A 20,916-nucleotide genomic window follows, 5' to 3' on the forward strand; every position below is an offset into this window, starting at 1 on the left:
AAACCTATGAAATGTAAAATTGAGAAAAACACCGTGCAAGAGACGCTGATCCTCCCGCTGTATTCCCGAAAGCTGTGTACGGAGCTGTACCCGAACCTTTACAGGGATGAAACAGCGGTTCGTCTGCTCGACCAGATCGACTACGACTTTTCAGAGGCAGAGAAAAACTCCCGCAGCCTGATGCAGCGCTTTGGTGCGCTGGAGGTGGCCATGCGGCAGAGTGACCTTGCTTTCGAGGTACGGGATTACCTGAAAGGCCATCCCAATGCGGCGGTGGTCAATCTGGGCTGCGGGTTGGACAACACCGGCAGAACCTGCGACAACGGTAGATGCAAGATCTACAATCTGGACTTCCCGGATGTGATTACCTTGCGGCAGCAGCTACTGCCCGCCGGGGATCGGGAACAAAATATCCCCTGCGACCTGAAAGACACCACATGGTTTGGCAAAATCGATGCCTCCGGCGGGGCGGTGTTCTTTGCCTCCGGGGTGTTCTATTACTTTCTGACCCAGCAGGTCCGGGAACTGGTGCGGGGGATGGCGGACGCTTTTCCCGGCGGTGTGCTGGTCTTTGATGCTGCCAATCGGACGGCAGTAAAGATGATCGCAAAAACATGGCTTAAGACTGCAAAAATCAAGGATGTGGGGGCATATTTTGCGGTTTCGGATGCCGCCAAGGAAATCGGCACGTGGAACAGCCGTCTGCAGGTCACAAGTCGCGGCTATATGCTGGGCTACAACGATTTGAGAGACCCTTCTGTCAGCGGCTTTTTCCGGTTTCTCGCAAGGGTCGGTGACAACGGAATGAAAATGCAAATCGTGAAAATAAGATTTTGAGAGGCAGAAATGAAGCGCATTCGCTTCGACGTTGAAGAAGACGGCTTTTACGGCGCATATTGGGCGTGCAAGGACACACATACAGCAGCGGGCACGGATTCGATTGAAACCGTGCCCGCTATCTGATACTATATTATTTATCGAACGTCTGTTCTATTCCCACTCGATGGCGTCGGTTCTGCCGTCCCGTCACTCCAGTTACACCCAGTTTTCGGCATCGACACAGAACGCGTGCCGCCGAATGACGCGATGTCGCGTTTCGTCGGCTTCGGGGACAAAAGCTGGGACAACCTCAAAAACTTTTTTCAAACTCAGCGCTTTGAGTTTTTGTTTTTGTCCCAAAGTGCGCGGCGGGTCGCCTTTGGAGGCTCGATGGCGCCGAAAACGCCCGTTTTGAAACTCAACCGCCCTTTTGCCCGCAAGCCGCCAGCTGCAATCGCAAGTGAATTAACGCGGGTGGCTTGTGCGCCATTTTGCAAAACCCCAGGTCGCAGGTCTTCGCCATTCGTGAACAAAGTGAGTAGTCTCAGGTGGCTTGCTTATGAGTTGGCGAACGGGCCTTCAGGATTCAGGGCAAACATGCTGGTAGAATAGGATTCTCAAATCAATGACAGGAGACCGAGCATGGCCGAACCCCACGATAGGAAGCCGATCCTCACGATCGAGCAGCAGATAGAGCACCTCAAGCAGAAGGGCGTAGCCTTCGAACTGTGTTCCGAGGAAGAGGCCGCGGACTACCTGCGCGACAAGTGCAACTTCTTCAAGCTCGCATCCTACCGCAAACTCTTCTCGAAATACGAGGGAGGCCCGCGCGACGGCCGCTACGTAGACCTCGACTTCGGCCAGCTGCGCCTGCTCGCGGCGCTCGACCAGGAGCTGCGCCACGCCCTGCTCGGCATGACGCTCGACATCGAGCATTTCCAGAAGGTGACACTGCTTCGCGAGATGGAGGACCGTGGAGAGGACGGCTACGCCATCGTGGCCGACTACATGGCATCGCTTACCACTGCAAACAGGGAGTACCGCCTGCGCGAGCTCAAGATGAGCGGCCGCAGCCCCTACAGCTCGAGCCTCTACGCGAAGTACTCCGGCGACATGCCTGCCTGGGCCTTCCTTGAGCTCACCTCGTTCGGCACCCTCATCGACTTCGTGCGCTTCTGCGCCAGGCGATGGGGCGACAGGCGCCTCGAGGCCTCCCACTACGACCTCAAGCGCGTGAAGTCCGTCCGCAACTGCGCCGCGCACGGCTCGTGCCTGATCAACTGCTTCGCCGAGAGGGGCGCCGCCCGGGGCTCGGCGTCCAGCGGCGTCTCCCGAAGGGTCGCCGCCGTGGGAATTCCCAAGGCGACCAGGAGGAAGTGGATGGGGAATACGGCCATGCAGGAGGTCGCGACCGTGCTCGTGGCGCACTCCGGCTTGGTACCCGAGGGCTCCTCGCGCTCGCGCGCCGCATCCGAGCTCGCCGAGATGTTCGCCAGGGCCGACGGCGAAACCGAGGCGCTGCCCGACAAGGGGCCCGACGCCGCAGCTCGCTCCGCGCTCGAGTTCCTTCGCAGGTTGACAGAATCGCTCGGGTTGGTAGAATAGCGTGCAGATAGCAAAACCTTCACGGTTTTAGGGGCGGACTTGCGCAAGCGACTCTGCCCTATTTTTTTGCTCGCACATTCCTCTTCTCGACGAGCAATTCCGGGCTACCTAAAGGAGAACATGGATGAAGCTGTTTTTATGTTCGCACTTTTCAAGTGTAGGAAGTTTGATAAAAGAAGAAATTGATAACAAGAAAGTCGCATTTATTCCCACAGCTTCGCCGCGTGAAGGCTACACCGGTTATGTCGGCTCGGCTCGAAAGCTATTCAATAAACTGGGAGCAGCCGTAACGGAAATTGATATTTCAACGGAGTCTTATTCAACGATACGGTCCATTTTTGAAGATGCGGATGTGATTTATTTTACCGGTGGAAATTCTTTCTTCCTTATGGACCAGCTCCGTAAAACGGGAACGGATGAGCTGTTGAAGAAGGAATTGGCAAAGGGAAAACTGATGATCGGTGAATCAGCGGGGGCGGCTATATGCGCTCCTACCATCCAATATATTGAGCAAATGGATGAAAAGCCGGAGGACTACTCACAGGAAGATGATGCAGGGCTTGATTTGATCGATTTCTATGTTCTTCCGCATTATCTTACGGCACCATTTAAGAAGGTTACCGAGAAAATAATGACTGAGTTTTCGGATTTGAATCTATGCCCAATTAACAACCGTCAGGGAATTGTAATTGATGGTGAAGGCTCAAAGGTTATTTGCAAAGACTAATTTGAAAATTCGAGTGTCCTTGAATTTTCGGACAGTGCATGATACAAGGTAATTGGTTTTCCGTTAGGAAGGCTTCCAAGTGCCGGGGACGTTTTCCCCGGCTTTTTTCTTATCCATGAGAGCAATGCGAGAACTCAGCATCTTCGTCGACGAGTCGGGAAGCGACGGCCTCTCCGACCGCCACTACCTGCTCACCGTTGTCATGCGTGACCAATCGAACAGCATAGCGGACTCGATCAGGTCGTACGAGAGCGCCTTCCATGCCGAAGGCCTCCCCGACACACCCTTCCATGCGTTGTCGCTCATGAACGGCAAGGACTTGTACTCCGGACTCGATCCAAGGACGCGCAAGAAGCTCGTATAGCGGCATGCCGCGCGGAGGCGACGAGGGACATGAAGCGCACTTAGGGGGACGGAAGCTTAAGCGCAAACAAATCCTTACTCCCATTCCTCCGAATACCGCCCCGTTCCTTGCCGTCTCGAAATACGGGGAGTAAATAGCGAAATCGCAGATGAAAGGGAGTAAAACGGTAAAGAAAAAGCCTCCGTTCCATCACGGGAACGGAGGCTAGATTATCGTATTCGCCCACCGCCGTCGCTGGCGGCTTTGCCATGACTCTCGTACGAAACGAAACTCAGCAGCACAGTGCGGCACTCAAAAATACAGGTCAGAACCCTGTCAGCCTACTCCCACTCGATGGTCGCGGGCGGCTTGGACGTGATGTCGTAGCACACGCGGTTGGCGCCGGGGACCTCGGCAACGATGCGGCCGGAGATGCGGGCCAGCACGTCGTAGGGCAGCTTGGCCCAGTCGGCGGTCATGGCATCGCTGGACTCGACGGCACGCAGGATGATCGGGCGCTGGTAGGTGCGCTCGTCACCCATAACGCCGACGGACTTGATGTCGGGCAGAACCGCAAAATACTGCCAGCAGCTGTGCTCGGAGTTACGCTCGCCGGTCTGCTCATACAGGCGCTGGTTGTAGGCGTCGAGCTCCTCGCGCACGATAGCGTCGGCGTTCTTGAGGATCTCGAGCTTCTCCTTGTCGACCGCGCCGATGATGCGGATGGCCAGACCCGGACCCGGGAAAGGCTGACGGAACACGATGTGACCCGGCAGGCCCAGCGCCAGACCAAGTGCACGGACCTCGTCCTTAAAGAAGTGATCGAGCGGCTCAATAAGGTCGAAGTGCACGCCCTCGGGGAACGGGATCAGGTTGTGATGGCTCTTGATGGTGGCCGTCTTGCCGCCCGTCTTGCGAGCGCCGGACTCGATGATGTCGGGGTAGATGGTGCCCTGAGCCAGGTACTTGACCGGCTTGCCATCGGTCTCGAGCTGCTGAGCAACCGCGAAGAACTCTTTCCAGAACTGCGTACCGATGATGCGGCGCTTCTCCTCGGGCTCGGTCACGCCGGCCAGAAGCTCGGCATAGCGGTCCTCGGCGTGGACGTGGATAAAGTCGACGTCAAACTGCTTGGTGAAGACCTCCTCCACCTGCTCGGGCTCGCCCTTGCGCAGCAGACCGTGGTTGATGAACACGCAGGTCATCTGCTTGCCCACGGCGCGAGCGCCCAGCGCAGCCACGACGGAGGAGTCGACGCCACCGGACAGGGCCAGAATCACGCGGTCGTCGCCGACCTTCTCGCGGAACTCGGCCGTCATGGTCTCGACCAGGTTGTCCATACTCCAGTTGGGCTCCAGGCCGCAGATCTCAAACAGGAAGTTGCTCAGCAGCTGCTGACCATACTCGGAGTGCTTGACCTCGGGGTGGAACTGCGTGGTGAAAATCTTGCGCTCGACGCACTCCATGGCAGCAACCGGGCACACGTCAGTGCTGGCGGTAACGGTAAAGCCCTCGGGCACCTCGGAAACGGCGTCGCGGTGGCTCATCCACACGGTCTGCTCCATGGGCGTGGAGTTAAAGAGCTTGGCGCCGGCCGTGCGCGTGATGGTGGCGCGGCCGTACTCGCCCACCTCGGAGTGGCCGACCTTGCCGCCGAGCGTCACGGCCGTGATCTGATGGCCGTAGCAGAAGCCCAGGACGGGAAGGCCCAGGTCAAAGATGGCGGGATCGATAGACGGAGCGTCCTCGGCATACACGGAAGCCGGACCGCCAGAAAGGATGAGCGCAGAGGCGTTCATCTCGCGAATCTCGTCGGCCGAGATGTCGCAGGGGACAATCTCGGAATACACGTTGAGGTCGCGGACGCGACGGGCAATGAGCTGACCGTACTGCGCACCAAAGTCGAGTACGAGGACCTTTGCGGAAGCCTTTTGATCCATGGTTCCCCCTCTTGTTGGCGGGGAGCCGGTGCCCACCCGCGTGAATGAACGAAAATAGCCTTCATAGTGTACACGTTATATGGGGTTTCTCGCCCCTCGCAGCCATCAGCGCACGGCAAACGCACGACCTAGGCCCTTATTTGACGGCAATTGAAGTGTTACCAAACGTTACAGATGATGTAATACGTTTGAACATTGGACGCCCTGTGCCACAATACTGCCGAACGACTCCGCCCTTGCGGCGGCAAATACGATAGGAATACCAGCATGAAGCGCATCCTTCTCATCGCCACGGGCGGCACCATCGCATCGACCGAGGACGGCAACGGCCTCTCCCCCGCCCTGACCGGTGAGGAGCTCGCCCAGAGCGTCCCCGAGATCTCGGACCTCTGCGAGCTCGACGTGGTGCAGCCCATGAACATCGACAGCACCAATATGCGCCCGAGCGACTGGATGCGTATCCGCGACGTCATCGTCGAGGGCTATGCCGACCACGACGGGTTTGTGGTCCTGCACGGCACCGACACCATGAGCTACACCGCGGCGGCGCTTTCCTATCTGATTCAGGACAGCCCCAAGCCCATCGTGCTCACCGGCTCGCAAAAGCCCATGGGCAATCCCTTTACCGATGCCAAGCTCAATCTGTACCAGAGCCTGCTCTATGCGCTCGACGAGCATTCGCACGACGTCTCGATCGTGTTTGGCGGCGTAGCCATTGCCGGCACGCGCGCCCGCAAGCAGCGCACCATGAGCTTTAACGCATTCATTAGCGTCAACTATCCGCCCATTGCCTACATCCGCAACGACCGCATCGTGCGCAACGGGCTCCACGGCACTCATCTGGGCGAAAACCCGGTGCGTTTCTACGACAGCATCGACCCGCGCGTATTTGTACTCAAGCTTACGCCCGGCGTGAACCCGGGCATCCTCGACGCCCTTGCCGACAGCTACGACGCCGTGATTCTGGAGACCTTTGGCATTGGCGGTATCCCCGAGTTTGGCGAGTCGGGCGAGTCGTTCCAAGAGGCAATTTTCCGCTGGGTCGATTCGGGTCGCACCGTCGTTATGACCACGCAGGTCCCCGAAGAGGGCCTCGATCTGGGCGTTTATGAGGTCGGCCGTGCTTACGCCGATCATCCGGGCATTCTGCGCGGCGACGACATGACCACCGAGACGCTCGTGGCCAAGACCATGTGGGCACTCGGCCAGTCACGCGATGCGGCCGAGATCCAGCGCCTGTTCTACAGCCAAGTCAACCACGACCGCATCCCGATGGCGTAATCCCTAAGGCAGTTCCACTTATCGCAGCCTCAAACGACAGGTGGTCCCCCTCGGGCCGTGCAAAAATCGGAGTATTCTGCAATTTCTCCGCCGGAGACATAGAATCGGCCGATTGTTAGACGAACTTTTAGGGCGAAGAGGCCGTCTAGTAAATATTTATTCCACATTTGCATTAAGCGTGTGGATTAACTACTGTCAAAAAGGCAAAGCCAGCCGCTCGAGCTACCATCTACGGCCGAACTGGTGCTGAATACTCGCGATTTTGCACATCGCAACCAGGGGGACCCGCCCAAAGAGCGTCAAATACAGCGGGGGAACGTCCTATTCGATACCCTCGAGAAGTTCTGACACCGTCATGCCGAGTGCGGGTGCGATCTTAAATAGAACCTTGAGCGTGAAATTTGCCGTCCCATCTTCGATTCGGTCGAGGTAGGGTCGGCTAATTCCTGTCGCCACACAAAAATCAACCTTGGAGATACCAAGGTCCCTGCGTGTCTCTTCGACCCGCCTGCCAAGAATCTGTTTCGCACGTTCGTCCATGCAGCCGAGTTTGAAATGGAGCCGAACATAAACGTAAACTATAGTTTACGTTTTGCCGAATACACAGGAGTTTTCTATGTCGGGTTCTTCGGTCCGCATGTACCGAGCCACGCCTCGCACAAACAGCGCACCGCCCAAGCTCGTCGTCGTTGAAGCAGAATGCCTTTCGCCCGATGAGCGCACAGCATTTGCATTGCTATCAAGTCGCGTCGCCACCGTTCTGCTCCCTTGCCCGACGCAAGGTGAACTTGCTGTTCAATGCCAAACGCACAGCTGCCCACTCAATCAGGCTGCCGTAATCGCAACCAGCCAACGCGGCCTGCCGCTCCTTTTAGAAGCCGGCATCGCACTCGCCCTTCGTGGCGCCGGATACGAAAACGAGACCGCCGCCGATATGGTCTTTAAACCACGATCGAGCGGCGGCCTCGCAGCAGCCATTGAATATATGTGCAGGCTCGTTGCCTAAAAGGACAAGCTAGAAACCAAGGCCAAAGCCCATACCGGTAATCGCCGAATACATAAAGTAGACGTTGATCACGTTGAGGAACACACCCGTGATGCAACCGTTACGCAGGTAGCGCTCGCACACGATGCGCGCCATGGCGGCGGAGTCGTCATTGTTCTTGGCTTGGCGTCCCGCCGTAAAGTACGTCGCCACGCTCAGCAGCAGATTGAGTACCGGCAGTGCCAGCAGCTCGTAGCTCTTACCCCAGCGCGTCACCTCGCCGGCGGCGTTAAACTTCGTTGCCACCTCGGGGCCAATGTTGGGGATAACACACGCTGCGACCACCAGCGGAATCACCGCAAGTACGAGCAGCGCAATACCCATGTAGCCAGCTTTTTTGCCATATTTGAACATATGCGTCGTCCTTACACGTTAAAGCGGAAGTGCACGACGTCGCCATCGGCCATGACATAGTCCTTGCCCTCAATACGCAACTTGCCGGCGGCCTTGGCGCCCTGCTCGCCGCCGAGCTCGATGTAGTCGTCGTAGCCAATGACCTCGGCCTTAATAAAGCCGCGCTCAAAATCGGTGTGGATGACGCCAGCGGCCTGCGGGGCGGTCGCGCCCTGACGAACCGTCCAGGCCTTGACCTCCATCTCGCCGGCCGTAAAGAACGACTGCAGGCCGAGCAGCTTGTAGGCAGCCTGAGCGAGCACGTCCAGGCCGGGCTGCTCCAGGCCCAGGCTCTCCAGGTAGTCGGCGGCGTCCTCGGGATCGAGCTCGGAAAGCTCTGCCTCGATCTTGGCGCAGATGGGCAGCGGCTTGACACCATCGATGGGCGCCAGATCGTCGTTGAGCATATCCTCGTCCACGTTGGCCACATACAGGATGGGCTTCATGGTGAGCAGGAACAGCCCCTTGGCGGCGGCACGCTCCTCGTCGGTCATCTCCATGGATGCGGCGCGCTTGCCCTCGTTGAGCCAGGCAAGCAGGCGCTTGGCAACCTCGAACTTGGGCATGAGCTCCTTGTCGCGCTTGGCCTCCTTCTCGAGCTTAGGCAGCTGCTTCTCGAGCGTGCCCATGTCGGCCAGGATGAGCTCGGTCATGATGGTGTCGGCATCGCCGGCGGGATCGACGAACTCGCCCGTGCGGCCCACCTCACGCATGACGTTGGGGTCCTTAAAGTAGCGCACGACCTCGCAGATGGCGTCGGTCTCGCGAATGTTGGCCAGGAACTGGTTGCCCAGGCCCTCGCCCTCGTTAGCGCCCTTCACCAGACCTGCGATGTCGACGAACTCGACCGTCGCCGGCACAATGCGACCCGGGTTGACGATGTCGGCGAGCTTTTGCAGGCGGCTATCGGGCACATCGACGATACCCACGTTGGGGTCGATCGTGGCAAACGGGTAGTTGGCGGCAAGGCCGGTCTTTTTGGTAAGCGCGGTGAACAGCGTCGACTTGCCCACGTTGGGCAGGCCCACGATACCGATGGAAAGGGACACGACAGCTCCTTTTGGTACAGGTACTTCAAACTGCATAAGTATAGCGCCGCCGCAGCATCCGGGCGAATCCGGACACCACGACGGCGCAAATGAAGCAAAGATTGGGGTCGCTGGCTAGTCCGCGAGCTTTTCCACCTGGTCGAGCATCTTGTCCAGCTTGGCCTTTGCCTCGGCCTTGACCTTCTCAGCTTCTTCGTGAGCCTTCGCCTTCTGGGCGGCCTTTTCCTCGGCTTCGGGATCGACGACGACCAGATTGGACGCGTCATGCTCAACCAACTTGAGCGCATGCTCGGGGCACACCTTGACGCAGGCACCGCAGCCCAAGCAATACGTCGACTCCAACGCAAAGCGACCGCTTCCCACCAAATCGCAGGCAAACGTGGGGCACACGTTGACGCACTCGCCGCACGACGTGCACTTGTCAAAATCGCATTCCGGCGTGCTCACCTGCATGTTCTGGGCAAGCTCGGGGTGGTTTTGCAACGTCGAGAGCACCAGTTGGCGCCCGTGCGTAAGCGTACGGCGACGCTTGGTCGTCGTGGTGCCGCACATGGTGTTGAGCGTGCGCTCCAGCTGGGTAATCTGATGGCGATGAGCCTTGAGCTTTTGCGTCACCGAGGCCAGCGCCGCCGTCGCCGGATTGAGCTTGGTCACCGTCAGGCCCGTGGTGCGGGCAATCTTTTCCATGTACTCCTTGCGCTCGTACTCGCGACGCTTATGGCATTTGAGGCTCTTGGGGTCGACCTCCAGGCCCATACCCGTGCCGGACCACTCCTCGGCCTTCGCAATCGCCTCGCCCAGAATGTCCTCACCGCCGGTGTTGCGGCATTTATCGCACACGCCCAACGGCAGGTACACACTCACGTTGGGATAGTCCGCCAGTACCGAGAACCAGGTCTCAGCCGTAATATCGCCCACGCAGGCAACGACGACCTCGTTTTCGCGCGGCATGCGCTTGAGGGCGCGCGTGCAGGTGACGTAGGCGGTCTCGTGGCTCGTAGCCGCCGAGACAATATCGTCATACAGGTTTTTGGGCGCCAGGCGCGGCGAGATGATCGCCTCGGTCGGACAGACAGCGGCGCACAGGCCGCACTTGCGACAGGAGTCGAGGATCTCGATGGCGTCTTCCTCGACCTCGATAGCGTTGACCGGGCACACATCCATGCACGCGGTGCAGCCGCTCTTTTCGTTTTTGCAGGCCAGACACGGAATGGTGTTGCCGCGCGGGCGCTCCTTGTAGTCGGCAGGATTCCATTGCGGCGCCGATGGATCGAGTGCATCGGTCACACCGCCAAGCGGGTTTTTAAGAAAGTCGAAACCCTTGCTGATCTCGATAATGTCATCAAACAGATCGTGTTCCTGCGCCATGCGCGGCCCCTCCCTGAGCAGTGCAAACAAGCAAGAGATAATGATACGCTATCGGCCCACGCCTCGGGCAAATTACACGCGGCGCATCTTTGCGGCAAATAGCCCATGGTCTATCGCCGCCTCGATTGCACAAGGCCGATCAAGCGCCAAGCTATGCCTCACACATGAGCTCGACGAGCTTTTGCCTGGTCACCTTTGTCTGCTCGTTGGCCATGTTACGCTCGTTTCTAAAGACCGCATTTGCAACACCCTGCAGATCGGCATCGGAAATCTCGCTAAGGCCCAGCTCCTCGAGCGTGGTCGGCAAACCGACGCGCTGGCAAAACTCGAGCACCTGATTAAGCTCGGGCGCACGCTCCAGGCGTAGCTGCACCACCAGACCAAATGCCACGGCCTCGCCATGCATGGCCTTGCACTCGGGCAGGATCGTCAGACCGTTGGCGATGGCATGCGCCAACGCCAAGCCACCGCTCTCAAAACCGACGCCCGAGAGCAGAATATTGCACTCGATCAGGCGCTCAACCGCCGGCGATGTACGGCCCTTTTTGAGGTCGCGCTTGGCAGCGACGCCGCACTCCATGAGCGTGTCGTAGCAGGCGCGAGCCGCGACCAGAGCCAAGTGCCCCGGCTCGCCACCGTGCTCGTTGGTACCGTGCGCCGCGGCGCACGAACGCGCCTCGAAGTACGTTGCCAGTGCGTCGCCCATGCCAGCGACCGTCATACGCAGTGGGGCTGCCGCGACCACGTTGGTATCGACCACGACCAGGTCTGGATTCTTCTCGAGCATCAGGTAGTGGTCGAACGACCCATCCTCGTGATACAGCACCGAAATCGCGCTGCACGGACCGTCCATCGAAGCCGCCGTGGGGCATACGCACAACGGCAGCTCGGCATAAAACGCTACTGCTTTGGCGATATCGAGCATTTTGCCGCCGCCAATACCCACCACCATGTCGCAATACTCGGCCTGGGCTTCCTTAGCCATTTCGACAACGGCCTCTTCCGTACACGGACCGTCATAAATCTTAAAGAACGGCTCACTTAGATCTTCGTCCAGAAATCCATCGACAATCTGCTTGCACAGCCGATCCTCGGTGCCCTGGTCAAACAAGACATAAGCAGCGCAGCCCAACCACGACAAGTACCTGCCCTGACGCGAAAGTTCGCCCGGCCCCTGAACATACCGGCCGGGACCGCCATAAACCATGGGAAGCGCCATACGAGAATCCGCCCTTCATCAAACAACGATTGGTGCAAAGTAACCTGCCCCCTGCACCAACTTGTGCATTGGAGACAGGCCACTTTGCACCATAGCAAAAAGGGGCAAAGCCATCTGTCGGCTTTGCCCCTTCCTTACCTTAGTTTACTCATCCATAAGGTAGTAGTGACCCAGTGCGTCGGCACCCAGAATGGCGTTTGCGACCATCTCGGGCGTCACCTCAAACGGCATGTTGCACATGGTGTCATCGGGCGCGCAGGCGGCCTCGGCAACAATCATGGCCTGCTCGTGCGTAAGCTCGGCAACGCCAAGTTCCTTCATCGTGACCGGCAGGCCCAGCTCAATGCAGAAGCCCAAGACTTCCTCGAGTTTCTCAGTCGGAGCATCCTCGAGTACCAGCTGGACGATGGTGCCGAAGGCGACCTTCTCGCCGTGATACATGCCGTGGCACTCGGGCAGCATCGTCAGGCCATTGTGGATGGCATGAGCAGCAGCAAGGCCCGAGCTCTCAAAGCCAATGCCCGAAAGCAGCGTGTTGGCCTCAATGATGTGCTCGACGGCAGGCGTGAGAGCACCCTTCTCCAGCGCGACCTTGGCCTTGACGCCATCGGCCATAAGCGTCTCGTAGCAGAGCTTGGCGAGCGCCAAGCCGGCCATGCCGCCCTTGCCGCCGGCGCAAGTGCCGCCGTCGGCATCATGCGTCGCCTGGGCCTCAAAGTAGGTTGCGAGCGCATCGCCCATGCCGGAAACCGTCAGGCGCACCGGGCTCGCCGCGATAACCGTCGTATCCATCAGGACAATATTGGGGTTTGCCTTAAGGAAGAGATACTTGTCGAACTGGCCGTCGTCGGTGTAGAGCACCGAAAGTGCCGAGCACGGAGCATCGGTCGAAGCAATGGTGGGGCAAATGATGACCGGGGACTCCAGGTAGTAGGCAACGGCCTTGGCGGTGTCGAGGATCTTGCCGCCACCGACACCGACGATGATGTCGCAACCGTTGTCGCGAGCGAGCGCAACCAGGCGATCGACCTCGCCCTTTGAGCACTCGCCGTTAAAGTCCTCAAACAGCAGCTCGGCCTTAGCCTCGGCAAAGCCGCCCTCGATCTTGGCACCAACGCGCTTCTTGCCCGAAGGCGTCACGATGACGAGGGCCTTAGCGCCGAGCGGCTCAACGTAAGAGCCGAGCTTGGCGAGCTCGTCCGGGCCCTGGATGTACTTGCTGGGGCTATTGAAGATTGCAGCCATTTTTATCCCATTCTCTAATAATTAAAAAGAAAGGGGCTCCGTACGGATACGTGCGGAGCCCCTCATTACGATAACAAGAGTCGATTAGAAATCGATGTCGGTGTCGTAGTAGCAGGCCTTGAGGATCTTCTCGAAGTCGGCAGCCTTGGTCTCACGCGGGTTCTCCGGCGTGCAGGCGTCGGTCTCGGCGTTCGCGGCGATCTCGGGCAGCTTGGCGAGGAACTCCTCCTCGGAAACCATCTGCGGGTTCTCGGCGTCGACCTTCACGCCACCATTCGCGTAATCCTTGATGGACTGCGGAATGTTGAGCTGGTCGTTGAGGTCGCGAATCTTCTGGACGAGCGCGGCGATGAGCTCCTCGTTGGTCTCGCCGGGAAGGTGCAGGATCTCCTTGGCCACGTAAGCATAACGCTCGGCAGCACGGGGATCCTTGGAGTTCCACTGGATGACCTTGCCCAGGTACATGGCGTTAGCAGCACCGTGGATGATGTGGCCGTTCTCGAAGGCAGCACCGGTCTTGTGAGCCATGGAGTGAACGATGCCGAGCAGGCCCGAGGAGAAGGCGATACCGGCGATGCACTGAGCCTCGTGCATGTGCTGACGGGCCTCATGGTCGCCAGCATAGGACTTGGGCAGCCACTCGACGATCTCGCGGATGCCGTGCAGAGCGTTGGCGTCGGTGAACATGGAAGCGCAGGTGGAAACGTAGGCCTCCATGCAGTGGGTCAGAGCGTCCATGCCGGTGTGAGCGCACAGCTTGGCGGGCATGGTGTAGGTGAGCTCGGGGTCGACGATGGCGACATCAGGGGTGATGTTGAAGTCGGCCAGCGGGTACTTGATGCCCTTGGCATAGTCGGTAATGACGGAGAAGGCAGTGACCTCGGTAGCGGTACCGGAGGTAGAGGAGATGGCGCAGAAGTGAGCCTTCTGACGCAGCTCGGGGAAGCTGAACGGCTGGATGATGTTATCGAAGGACTCCTCGGGATACTCGTAGAAGACCCACATGGCCTTAGCGGCATCGATGGGCGAGCCGCCGCCGATGGCGATAATCCAGTCGGGCTCGAACTCGCGCATGGCCTCGGCGCCCTTCATGACCGTCTCGATGGACGGATCGGACTCGACGCCCTCGAACAGCTTGACCTCCATGCCGGCCTCTTTGAGGTCGGCCTCAACGTCCTGCAGGAACCCGCCGCGGCGCATAGAGCTGCCGCCAGAAACGATGATGGCCTTCTTGCCCTTGAGGTTCTTCACCTCGTGGCGAGCGCCCTCACCAAAGTACAGATCGCGAGGATTGGTAAAACGTCCCATACTGTGCCTCCTAAACAAGCCCCTCTTAGACTTGCGTATATAACGGAGCACCCAATTGGCTCCGTTAGGACCGTTTTGCGCGTTGCCGGCGATGACAATGCGCGATGTCTAAACGTCTCAACGCTCAGACAAACACTATTCTACCGTTCTGGTTGGTCAGTTATTCACCTAAAGCCGACAATGATGAAACGTTTTTTCTATCCCTGAAGACCCTTGTGGGGCATTCATACTCCCAAGCTGGGCAAACGTTTTATCAAGGTTGACCACATATCCCGGGCAGGACTGTGGCCCTCCAAAATGTGCCCCGTTCGCCGCCAAAAATCGACCGTTTGCGGCACCGTGATACCACTCAGTCGTCCAAGGTGCCGACATTTGTGCGACATCCGTCTTCGTGGTGCAAAGGTGCATGTCCAAGTGCGGCACCCCCGGTGTGCCACATGCGGGTAAACTAGAACCTTATATAGAGACATTTGAACCCTAACCGCAGCAAAGGAGGCCCCATGGCATTCGATCCCATTCAAGAGGATTGCCATCGCCTCGTTCTTGAGGCCTTGCGCCGCGACAATATCCCGCTCACCGACGGTGCCGCCGTAGAGCGTCTGATGGAACAATTCACCCGCGACCCCGCGCCGCTCATCGTGCACGACCGCGACCGCGCCGGGCACCTCATTGCCAAGGTGGTCGAGGCTGTCGACTACCGCATTCCCTTTATCCCTGACGATACCCAGGCAGAGCAAGAAGAGGCCGCTGCCGAGAACATGCTTCGCGAGGCAGCCGCGCTCGACCCCACCAACTGGGATGCCCAGCGCATGCTGATCGCCCTCACCGCCAACTCCAACGAGGAGTACGTACAGTACTTGGTATCCAAGCGCGATGAAGTCGAGCACGACCTGGCACTCAAGATCGCCTCGGCGCAGGACCCCTACGAGCGCGAGGCCGCAGGCGACCTTATGCGCCGCCCCTACCTGCGCTGGCTTGCCGCCCTTGCGTCGCGCGCCCTCATTAGCGGCCGCTATCGCATGTCGCTCGAAGCCGCAAACCGCAGCCTCGACTTTGCCCCCAACGATCCGGCCGGCGTCCGTCACACCGCGATGCTCGCCATGGCGAAGCTCGAATACCCCGCCGAGGAGCTCAAGCGCTTTCGCTCTGCCCACTCCGTCCCCTATCTCACCAACACGCCGCTACGCCGTCGTCCCAAGGACGCGGAGCGCGACTTGGACCCGTGGACGCTCATCGCGCTGATGAGCGCTGCCTGGCGCGAGCTGGACTACGAGGGTGCCGAGCACTACTTGCGCATCCTTGCACGCTCGTGCCCACACGCAGCCGAGGCGCTCTATTTCCAAACCGAGTTTCCCGATGGCGTCTATGCCCGCGTCAACGTGGGCGTGGGCTCCACCGACGAGCTTGTCCTTGCGCTGTCCGAGGCGACGCCGGTACTGCAAGAGGGCTTGGGCGCCCCCGACAACGCCAGCTTTGCCGCCTGGGTCGCCACCAACGATATCGTGCGTTCCCAGATTGACGAGCGCATCCTGCGGGCGGCCGAGCAGGGCCTGCCGTTTAAGGGAGGAGACCTCTAATGGATCCGAGCGTCTACATCCCCGCCTACCTGGAGCGCGCCTACCTTGCGTCGCACCCCGAACTCACCGATGCAGCACGCGAGCTTGTCCATAACGACGTGAGCGTCAACCCTCATAAGTATGCGCAGACCGAGCATGCCCAGGCGCTGCTGTCCTATGCCGGCGTTCACCGCCACCTGCTTGACGAACTCCATCGCATCGAAGACATGGGCAGCGACGAGGAGTTTGAGCAGACGCGCAACCGCCTGTTCGACGATATGCGCGATGAGCTGCTCAAGATCGTCCGCATCGATGCGTATGTCCTCGATGCCCAGCTGCTCGCCATCATCCTGGCCGACACGCCCGTTGACGCCTGCCTGGGCGACCTGATGAAGCTTGAGGCGACCACGGCCGATTACCTGCAGCAAAGTGTGCCCGGGTTCGACATGGAAGCCCCGCACTACTGGGCCAATAATGTTTTGGCCGATGGTGTCACCGCAGCAGACCTTACCGTGAGCGAGCCGGCTCTTATCGGGTGGCTTCATACGCTCGAGGCCATCTCGCAGCTGTGCATGGCGAGCGCCCGCTACCGTGCTGCCGCCAACTACGCCCGCCGCGTCCTTAAGGCGGAAGGCTACCCCACCCGAGCCGCAGGCACCGTGTTGCTCGCCCTCGCTCGCCTGGAAGACCAGGACGGCTTTTTTGCCCTGGTCCACCAGCTCGAGGAGCAGATGGGGGCCGATGCCCTCGAGAACTCCCCCTGGTACCTACTCGCCCGCACGATTCTGCTGTTCAAAACGAACAAGATGCGCCCGGCGACACGCGCACTGCGCGAGTTTGCCAACCGTTGCGAGGGCGGTGCGTTCTTCTTACTGAACCCCATGTACCAGACACCGTACCTTCCCTGCCGGCCCGAGCCACACGATCCCTGGGATCTTTCGCATCAGGCAGTTTGGGAGGCCGACGGCATCATCTCGGATACTCCCGATTTTGCTCCCTGGGCCAACGCTTGCGAAGACGTATCGCAGCTTGCCCAGGAATTTGCGCGCCGTTACGGCTTTTAACGGCGCAAACGCCACGACCATGTCATTCACGTTAGGAACGGCTTCATGAACTTCCGCTCTTCTCTCGCCTGCACCTCGAGCGATATCGCCCGCTGGGGGCTGCGCTCCGTCCTTAAGCGCCAGGGCGGCGTACTCCCCGGCCGCATCGCCATGAAGATCGACCCCGAGCTGCTAAGCGACCTCGCGGGCCTTGTCGACCGCAGCGTGGTGATCACCGGCACCAACGGCAAGACCACTACCTCCAACCTCATCGCCGATGCCGTTGCCGCCAGCGGCGCCACCGTGGTATGCAACCGCGCCGGCAACAACATGGAGCCGGGCGTGGTGGGCGCGTTGCTCGAGGCACGCGGCAACCTTAAGCGAACCGCCAGCAGCAAGCGCGTAGGCGTCTTTGAGTGCGACGAGCTCTACACGGTGCGCGTCCTGCCCAAGCTCAAGCCGACCTACTTTGTGCTGCTCAACCTGTTCCGCGACCAGCTGGACCGCTACGGCGAGATCGACCACACCCAGGACGTCATCGCCCACGCGCTGGAGCTTTCGCCGGCAACGACGCTCATCTATAACGCCGACGATCCGCTGTGCGCCTCGATCGCCGCACGCGTCCCCAACACGAGCATCGCCTTTGGCATCGACGGCGCCACGGGCACCGAGTCCGATCGCATTAGCGACTCGCGTTTTTGCTCGCAGTGCAACGCGCCGCTGGAGTACGACTATGTGCAGTACGGCCAACTCGGCGCCTATCATTGTCCTTCGTGCGGTTGGGGTCGTCCCGCGCTGGTCCGTCGCGTGACAGGCGTTGAGCTCACCTGCGGTGGCTACGGCTTTGACCTGAACTTTGGACCCGATACCGACGCACCTGCAACGCACATCGTCACGCGCTACAACGGCCTGTACATGGTCTACAACGTTGCCGCCGCCTTCTTTGCGGCGCGCGAGCTGGGCGTGGACGCAGCTCACCTACAGCCCACGCTCGATGCCTACGTCCCCGCCGGCGGACGCATGGGCCGCTGGGAGATCGCTGGCCGTACCGTCGAGGCAAACCTGGCCAAAAATCCCGTGGGCTTCGATCGCCAGATCCAGTCCATTAAAACGGCGGGCGGCAGACTCTGCGCCTTCTTCCTGAACGACAACGACGCCGACGGCCACGATGTCTCGTGGATCTACGACGTCGACTTCGAGCGCATCGCCGATACCCCAGGGCTTGTCGCCTTTGCCGGCGGCACGCGTGCACACGATATGCAGGTACGTCTAAAGTACGCCGGCATCGACGCCGCCATCATCTCGAATATCGAGCAGGCGATCGGCGCCGTGGCAGACGAGATCGCCGATGACACCTTCTACGCCGTCGCCAACTACACGGCCTTCCCGCCGCTGGTCAAGGAACTCGACGAGCTTAAGGGCACCGATGCGAGCTCGGTTGCCTCCCACGCCGCAACGCGCGCCGATGGCAGCGCCGTCCCCACCGATATTGCGCCGGTCGAGCTCTCACGCCCCCTGCGCATCGTCTACCTGTATCCCGATGCCCTCAACCTCTATGGCGACGGCGGCAACGTCATTGCCCTCGAGCGCCGCTGCGCCTGGCGTGGCATCCCCGTGCGCGTGGACGAGGTCCGTATGGGCGAGTCGCTCGATCTCACCGACGCCGATATCGTCATGATGGGCGGTGGCTCCGACCGCGACCAGTTGGCTGTGGCACATGAATTGCTCGCTCAAAAAGACAAGGTCGCGGCCTATGTTGAGGACGGCGGCTCGCTGCTCGCAATCTGCGGCAGCTATCAGCTGCTCGGCCGTTCGTACTACATGGGCGACGATCGCATTGAGGGTCTGGGCGTCATTGCCGCCGAGACCGTGCGCGGCTCCGACCGTCTGATCGGCAACGTCGCCGTCAAAACCGACCTGGCACCCGAGCCCTTTGTGGGATTCGAGAACCACGGCGGCCGCACCCTGCTCGATGCAGAGGCCACGCCGCTCGGAACGTCCGTCGTCACGGGCACCGGCAACAACGGCGACGACGGCTTTGAGGGCCTCATCTACAAGGGCGTCATCGGCACGTACCTACACGGACCGGCACTGCCCAAGAACCCCGAACTCGCCGACTGGCTCATCACCCACGCCCTCGAGCGCCGCGGCGGTGCACAGGCCAACGCTCTGCTGCCGCTCAAGCCCCTCGACGACACCTACGAGCACGCCGCCCACGACGCCGCCATGAAGCTCCTCCCCTAGCACCCCACCACCACAAAGGGGACAGGCACCTTTGTGGTGGTTTTGACCTGCCACGACAGTTTGTCTCGATCTGTAACATCTAGACCGTTAAAAGTCGTCTTACTGTTACAGATTGAGATGTTCGTCCCGACGCCCACCGTCTGTCTCGATCTATAACAGATAGAGCCGATTTATCAGCCCAGATGTTACAGGTTGAGATGTTTGAAGATCGGGATAGGGAGCCAGCTCCTGTGTGGTGGTTTTCCAGTTTGCCAACGATATACGCGCCGGCAAAAAAGTCTGCTATACTCTTTCCCGCTGTCCCCATCGTCTAGCGGCCAAGGACGCCACCCTTTCAAGGTGGATATCGCGGGTTCGAATCCCGCTGGGGGCACCACAGAATCTGAGAAGCCCGTTGCCAATTCGGTAGCGGGCTTTTTGCTATCCATGTGCCGGGATTCGAACCCGACAGGGTGCGGAGCTGAGGAAACGCGCAAGCGTTTTCCAGCGCAGCACGCAAGGAGTGAAGCGACGCAGCGAATGCGGGCGGCGCCAGCCGCACGCGGACATCCCGCTGGGGGCACCACAGAATCTGAGAAGCCCGTTGCCAATTCGGTAGCGGGCTTTTTGCTACCCATGCGCCGGGATTCGAACCCGACAGGGTGCGGAGCTGAGGAAACGCGCAAGCGTTTTCCAGCGCAGCACGCAAGGAGTGAAGCGACGCAGCGAATGCGGGCGGCGCCAGCCGTACGCGGACATCCCGCTGGGGGCACCAACTCAAAAATGTACGAACCCGTGCGAGTTACCATCGCACGGGTTCGTTCTTTCTTGACATTAGATGAAGAAGACTCAAAGCCCCTGCGCTAGATAAACAGCTCGCACTCCTTCCGTTCGGCGCAGACTTTGCTCAACATCTTGGTAGCCGCAGAGAGCATGACGGGATTTACCGCGCGAGCGCCCCACGGACACACGGCAACGCAACGCATGCAGGAAATGCAGGCCTTTTTGTCCACTCGCTTGGGATCGTCTTTATCGATAGCGCCAACAGGGCACGCTGCGGCACAAGCCCCGCAAGCGGTGCACTCTTTTGTGGCCTTGGGCACCATACCGGCGCCCCCGGCCTTCTTATAGGGACGATTGCCCGGAATAGCCAGCTCAGAAGCATCTCCTGCAGATATCTTTTGCTGAATCTGATTCGCAAACCCAGCGAGCTGCGCCGCGTCCTGTGGGTCTGGCCGACCGGCTGCAAACTGGCGAACAATAGAATGCTCGGCGATGGCAGAAACCGCCGCGATCACCCGAAAGCCCGCGCCCTTTGCCGCATCCTCAAGCTCGACCAGCGTGTCCTCATACGCGCGGTTTCCGTAAACACAAACCAGAACCGCCTGCGCACCGTTTCCCCGCATCATACCCAAGCGCTCCGCAGCCACAGCCGGGACTCGCCCGCCATACGAGGGCACCGCGATCACGGCTACATCCTCTTTTGTCATCGCAACCGTGCGAAAACCAAGCCCGCTATCGGTCAGATCTACAGCAACGGTTTCCCCTTCCAACGCATTGGCAATGTAGCCAGACGCCCTTTCCGTTCCGCCGGTCGGGCTAAACACGATATCGAATACCCTCATCGGATCATCCTCCCCTTTATGAACAAACGCCCGAAACGTCCGCATGCCAAAACAGGTTACAACTTTTAAAATGCCCCGCGCGAAACGCTCGCTCGGCTGCAAGTTCAAAGCAGGTCAAAGCAGCAAA

The 20,916-nt window shown here is 59.7% G+C and carries 17 protein-coding genes and 1 tRNA gene; 10 read left to right on the forward strand and 8 right to left on the reverse strand.

Features of this window, described 5'->3' with window-relative positions; all coding sequences use genetic code 11:
• The first annotated feature begins 6 nt into the window (after positions 1-6).
• From AAAX36_RS01745 to AAAX36_RS01760, 4 genes are all read left to right on the forward strand, one after another.
• Positions 7-837 (forward strand): class I SAM-dependent methyltransferase, encoded by an 831-nt coding sequence (locus AAAX36_RS01745; protein ID WP_349073791.1) that lies wholly within the window; start codon positions 7-9, stop codon positions 835-837.
• Between the two features lie 624 nt (positions 838-1,461).
• Positions 1,462-2,424, forward strand: coding sequence for an Abi family protein (locus tag AAAX36_RS01750; protein WP_075844146.1), 963 nt, complete (start codon positions 1,462-1,464; stop codon positions 2,422-2,424).
• 124 nt (positions 2,425-2,548) lie between these two features.
• A complete protein-coding gene (locus AAAX36_RS01755; protein WP_349073792.1) occupies positions 2,549-3,151 on the forward strand; it encodes a Type 1 glutamine amidotransferase-like domain-containing protein in 603 nt (200 codons plus the stop codon).
• A gap of 124 nt (positions 3,152-3,275) precedes the next feature.
• A complete protein-coding gene (locus tag AAAX36_RS01760; protein WP_229107834.1) occupies positions 3,276-3,515 on the forward strand; it encodes a hypothetical protein in 240 nt (79 codons plus the stop codon).
• Between the two features lie 320 nt (positions 3,516-3,835).
• On the opposite strand, the gene guaA is transcribed toward AAAX36_RS01760, so the two are convergent.
• Complete coding sequence (gene guaA / locus AAAX36_RS01765; RefSeq protein WP_055309954.1) at positions 3,836-5,434, reverse strand: glutamine-hydrolyzing GMP synthase; 1,599 nt, start codon at positions 5,432-5,434, stop codon at positions 3,836-3,838.
• Between the two features lie 267 nt (positions 5,435-5,701).
• Here guaA and AAAX36_RS01770 point away from each other — a divergent pair, with 267 nt between their 5' ends.
• Entirely contained in the window at positions 5,702-6,715 is a 1,014-nt protein-coding gene (locus AAAX36_RS01770) for an asparaginase (RefSeq protein WP_349073793.1), read from the forward strand.
• A 616-nt stretch (positions 6,716-7,331) separates the two neighbouring features.
• Entirely contained in the window at positions 7,332-7,721 is a 390-nt protein-coding gene (locus AAAX36_RS01775) for a hypothetical protein (protein WP_349073794.1), read from the forward strand.
• Between the two features lie 9 nt (positions 7,722-7,730).
• On the opposite strand, the gene AAAX36_RS01780 is transcribed toward AAAX36_RS01775, so the two are convergent.
• The 6 genes from AAAX36_RS01780 to AAAX36_RS01805 form a co-directional block, all read right to left on the reverse strand.
• The gene (locus tag AAAX36_RS01780) at positions 7,731-8,114 is read right to left on the reverse strand and encodes a DUF1648 domain-containing protein (protein WP_349073795.1); all 384 of its coding nucleotides are present in this window, start codon (positions 8,112-8,114) and stop codon (positions 7,731-7,733) included.
• An 11-nt stretch (positions 8,115-8,125) separates the two neighbouring features.
• Positions 8,126-9,202 carry a redox-regulated ATPase YchF gene (gene ychF / locus AAAX36_RS01785; protein WP_035136922.1) on the reverse strand — a complete coding sequence of 359 codons (1,077 nt, stop codon included), beginning with the start codon at positions 9,200-9,202 and terminating at the stop codon, positions 8,126-8,128.
• A 114-nt stretch (positions 9,203-9,316) separates the two neighbouring features.
• Positions 9,317-10,570, reverse strand: coding sequence for a 4Fe-4S binding protein (locus AAAX36_RS01790; RefSeq protein ID WP_349073796.1), 1,254 nt, complete (start codon positions 10,568-10,570; stop codon positions 9,317-9,319).
• Between the two features lie 151 nt (positions 10,571-10,721).
• Positions 10,722-11,789, reverse strand: a complete 1,068-nt coding sequence (locus AAAX36_RS01795) for a glycerol dehydrogenase (protein ID WP_349073797.1) — start codon at positions 11,787-11,789, stop codon at positions 10,722-10,724.
• A gap of 144 nt (positions 11,790-11,933) precedes the next feature.
• Complete coding sequence (locus AAAX36_RS01800; protein WP_349073798.1) at positions 11,934-13,034, reverse strand: glycerol dehydrogenase; 1,101 nt, start codon at positions 13,032-13,034, stop codon at positions 11,934-11,936.
• An 84-nt stretch (positions 13,035-13,118) separates the two neighbouring features.
• A complete protein-coding gene (locus tag AAAX36_RS01805) occupies positions 13,119-14,342 on the reverse strand; it encodes an iron-containing alcohol dehydrogenase (RefSeq protein WP_117655226.1) in 1,224 nt (407 codons plus the stop codon).
• A gap of 500 nt (positions 14,343-14,842) precedes the next feature.
• Here AAAX36_RS01805 and AAAX36_RS01810 point away from each other — a divergent pair, with 500 nt between their 5' ends.
• From AAAX36_RS01810 to AAAX36_RS01825, 4 genes are all read left to right on the forward strand, one after another.
• Positions 14,843-15,919: a hypothetical protein gene (locus tag AAAX36_RS01810; protein ID WP_118080950.1), complete on the forward strand. Its 1,077-nt coding sequence runs from the start codon at positions 14,843-14,845 to the stop codon at positions 15,917-15,919.
• Positions 15,919-16,962 carry a hypothetical protein gene (locus AAAX36_RS01815; protein ID WP_349073799.1) on the forward strand — a complete coding sequence of 348 codons (1,044 nt, stop codon included), beginning with the start codon at positions 15,919-15,921 and terminating at the stop codon, positions 16,960-16,962. The genes AAAX36_RS01810 and AAAX36_RS01815 overlap by 1 nt, the downstream gene beginning before the upstream one ends.
• Before the next feature lie 45 nt (positions 16,963-17,007).
• Complete coding sequence (locus tag AAAX36_RS01820; protein ID WP_349073800.1) at positions 17,008-19,185, forward strand: MurT ligase domain-containing protein; 2,178 nt, start codon at positions 17,008-17,010, stop codon at positions 19,183-19,185.
• 299 nt (positions 19,186-19,484) lie between these two features.
• A tRNA-Glu gene (locus tag AAAX36_RS01825) sits at positions 19,485-19,561 on the forward strand.
• A 466-nt stretch (positions 19,562-20,027) separates the two neighbouring features.
• Here AAAX36_RS01825 and AAAX36_RS01830 read toward each other — a convergent pair.
• Entirely contained in the window at positions 20,028-20,897 is an 870-nt protein-coding gene (locus AAAX36_RS01830; protein WP_349073801.1) for a 4Fe-4S binding protein, read from the reverse strand.
• Between the last annotated feature and the right edge of the window lie 19 nt (positions 20,898-20,916).

Origin of the sequence: Collinsella sp. CLA-ER-H10, from assembly GCF_040092475.1 — a bacterium.
In the GTDB taxonomy this organism is placed as follows: domain Bacteria; phylum Actinomycetota; class Coriobacteriia; order Coriobacteriales; family Coriobacteriaceae; genus Collinsella.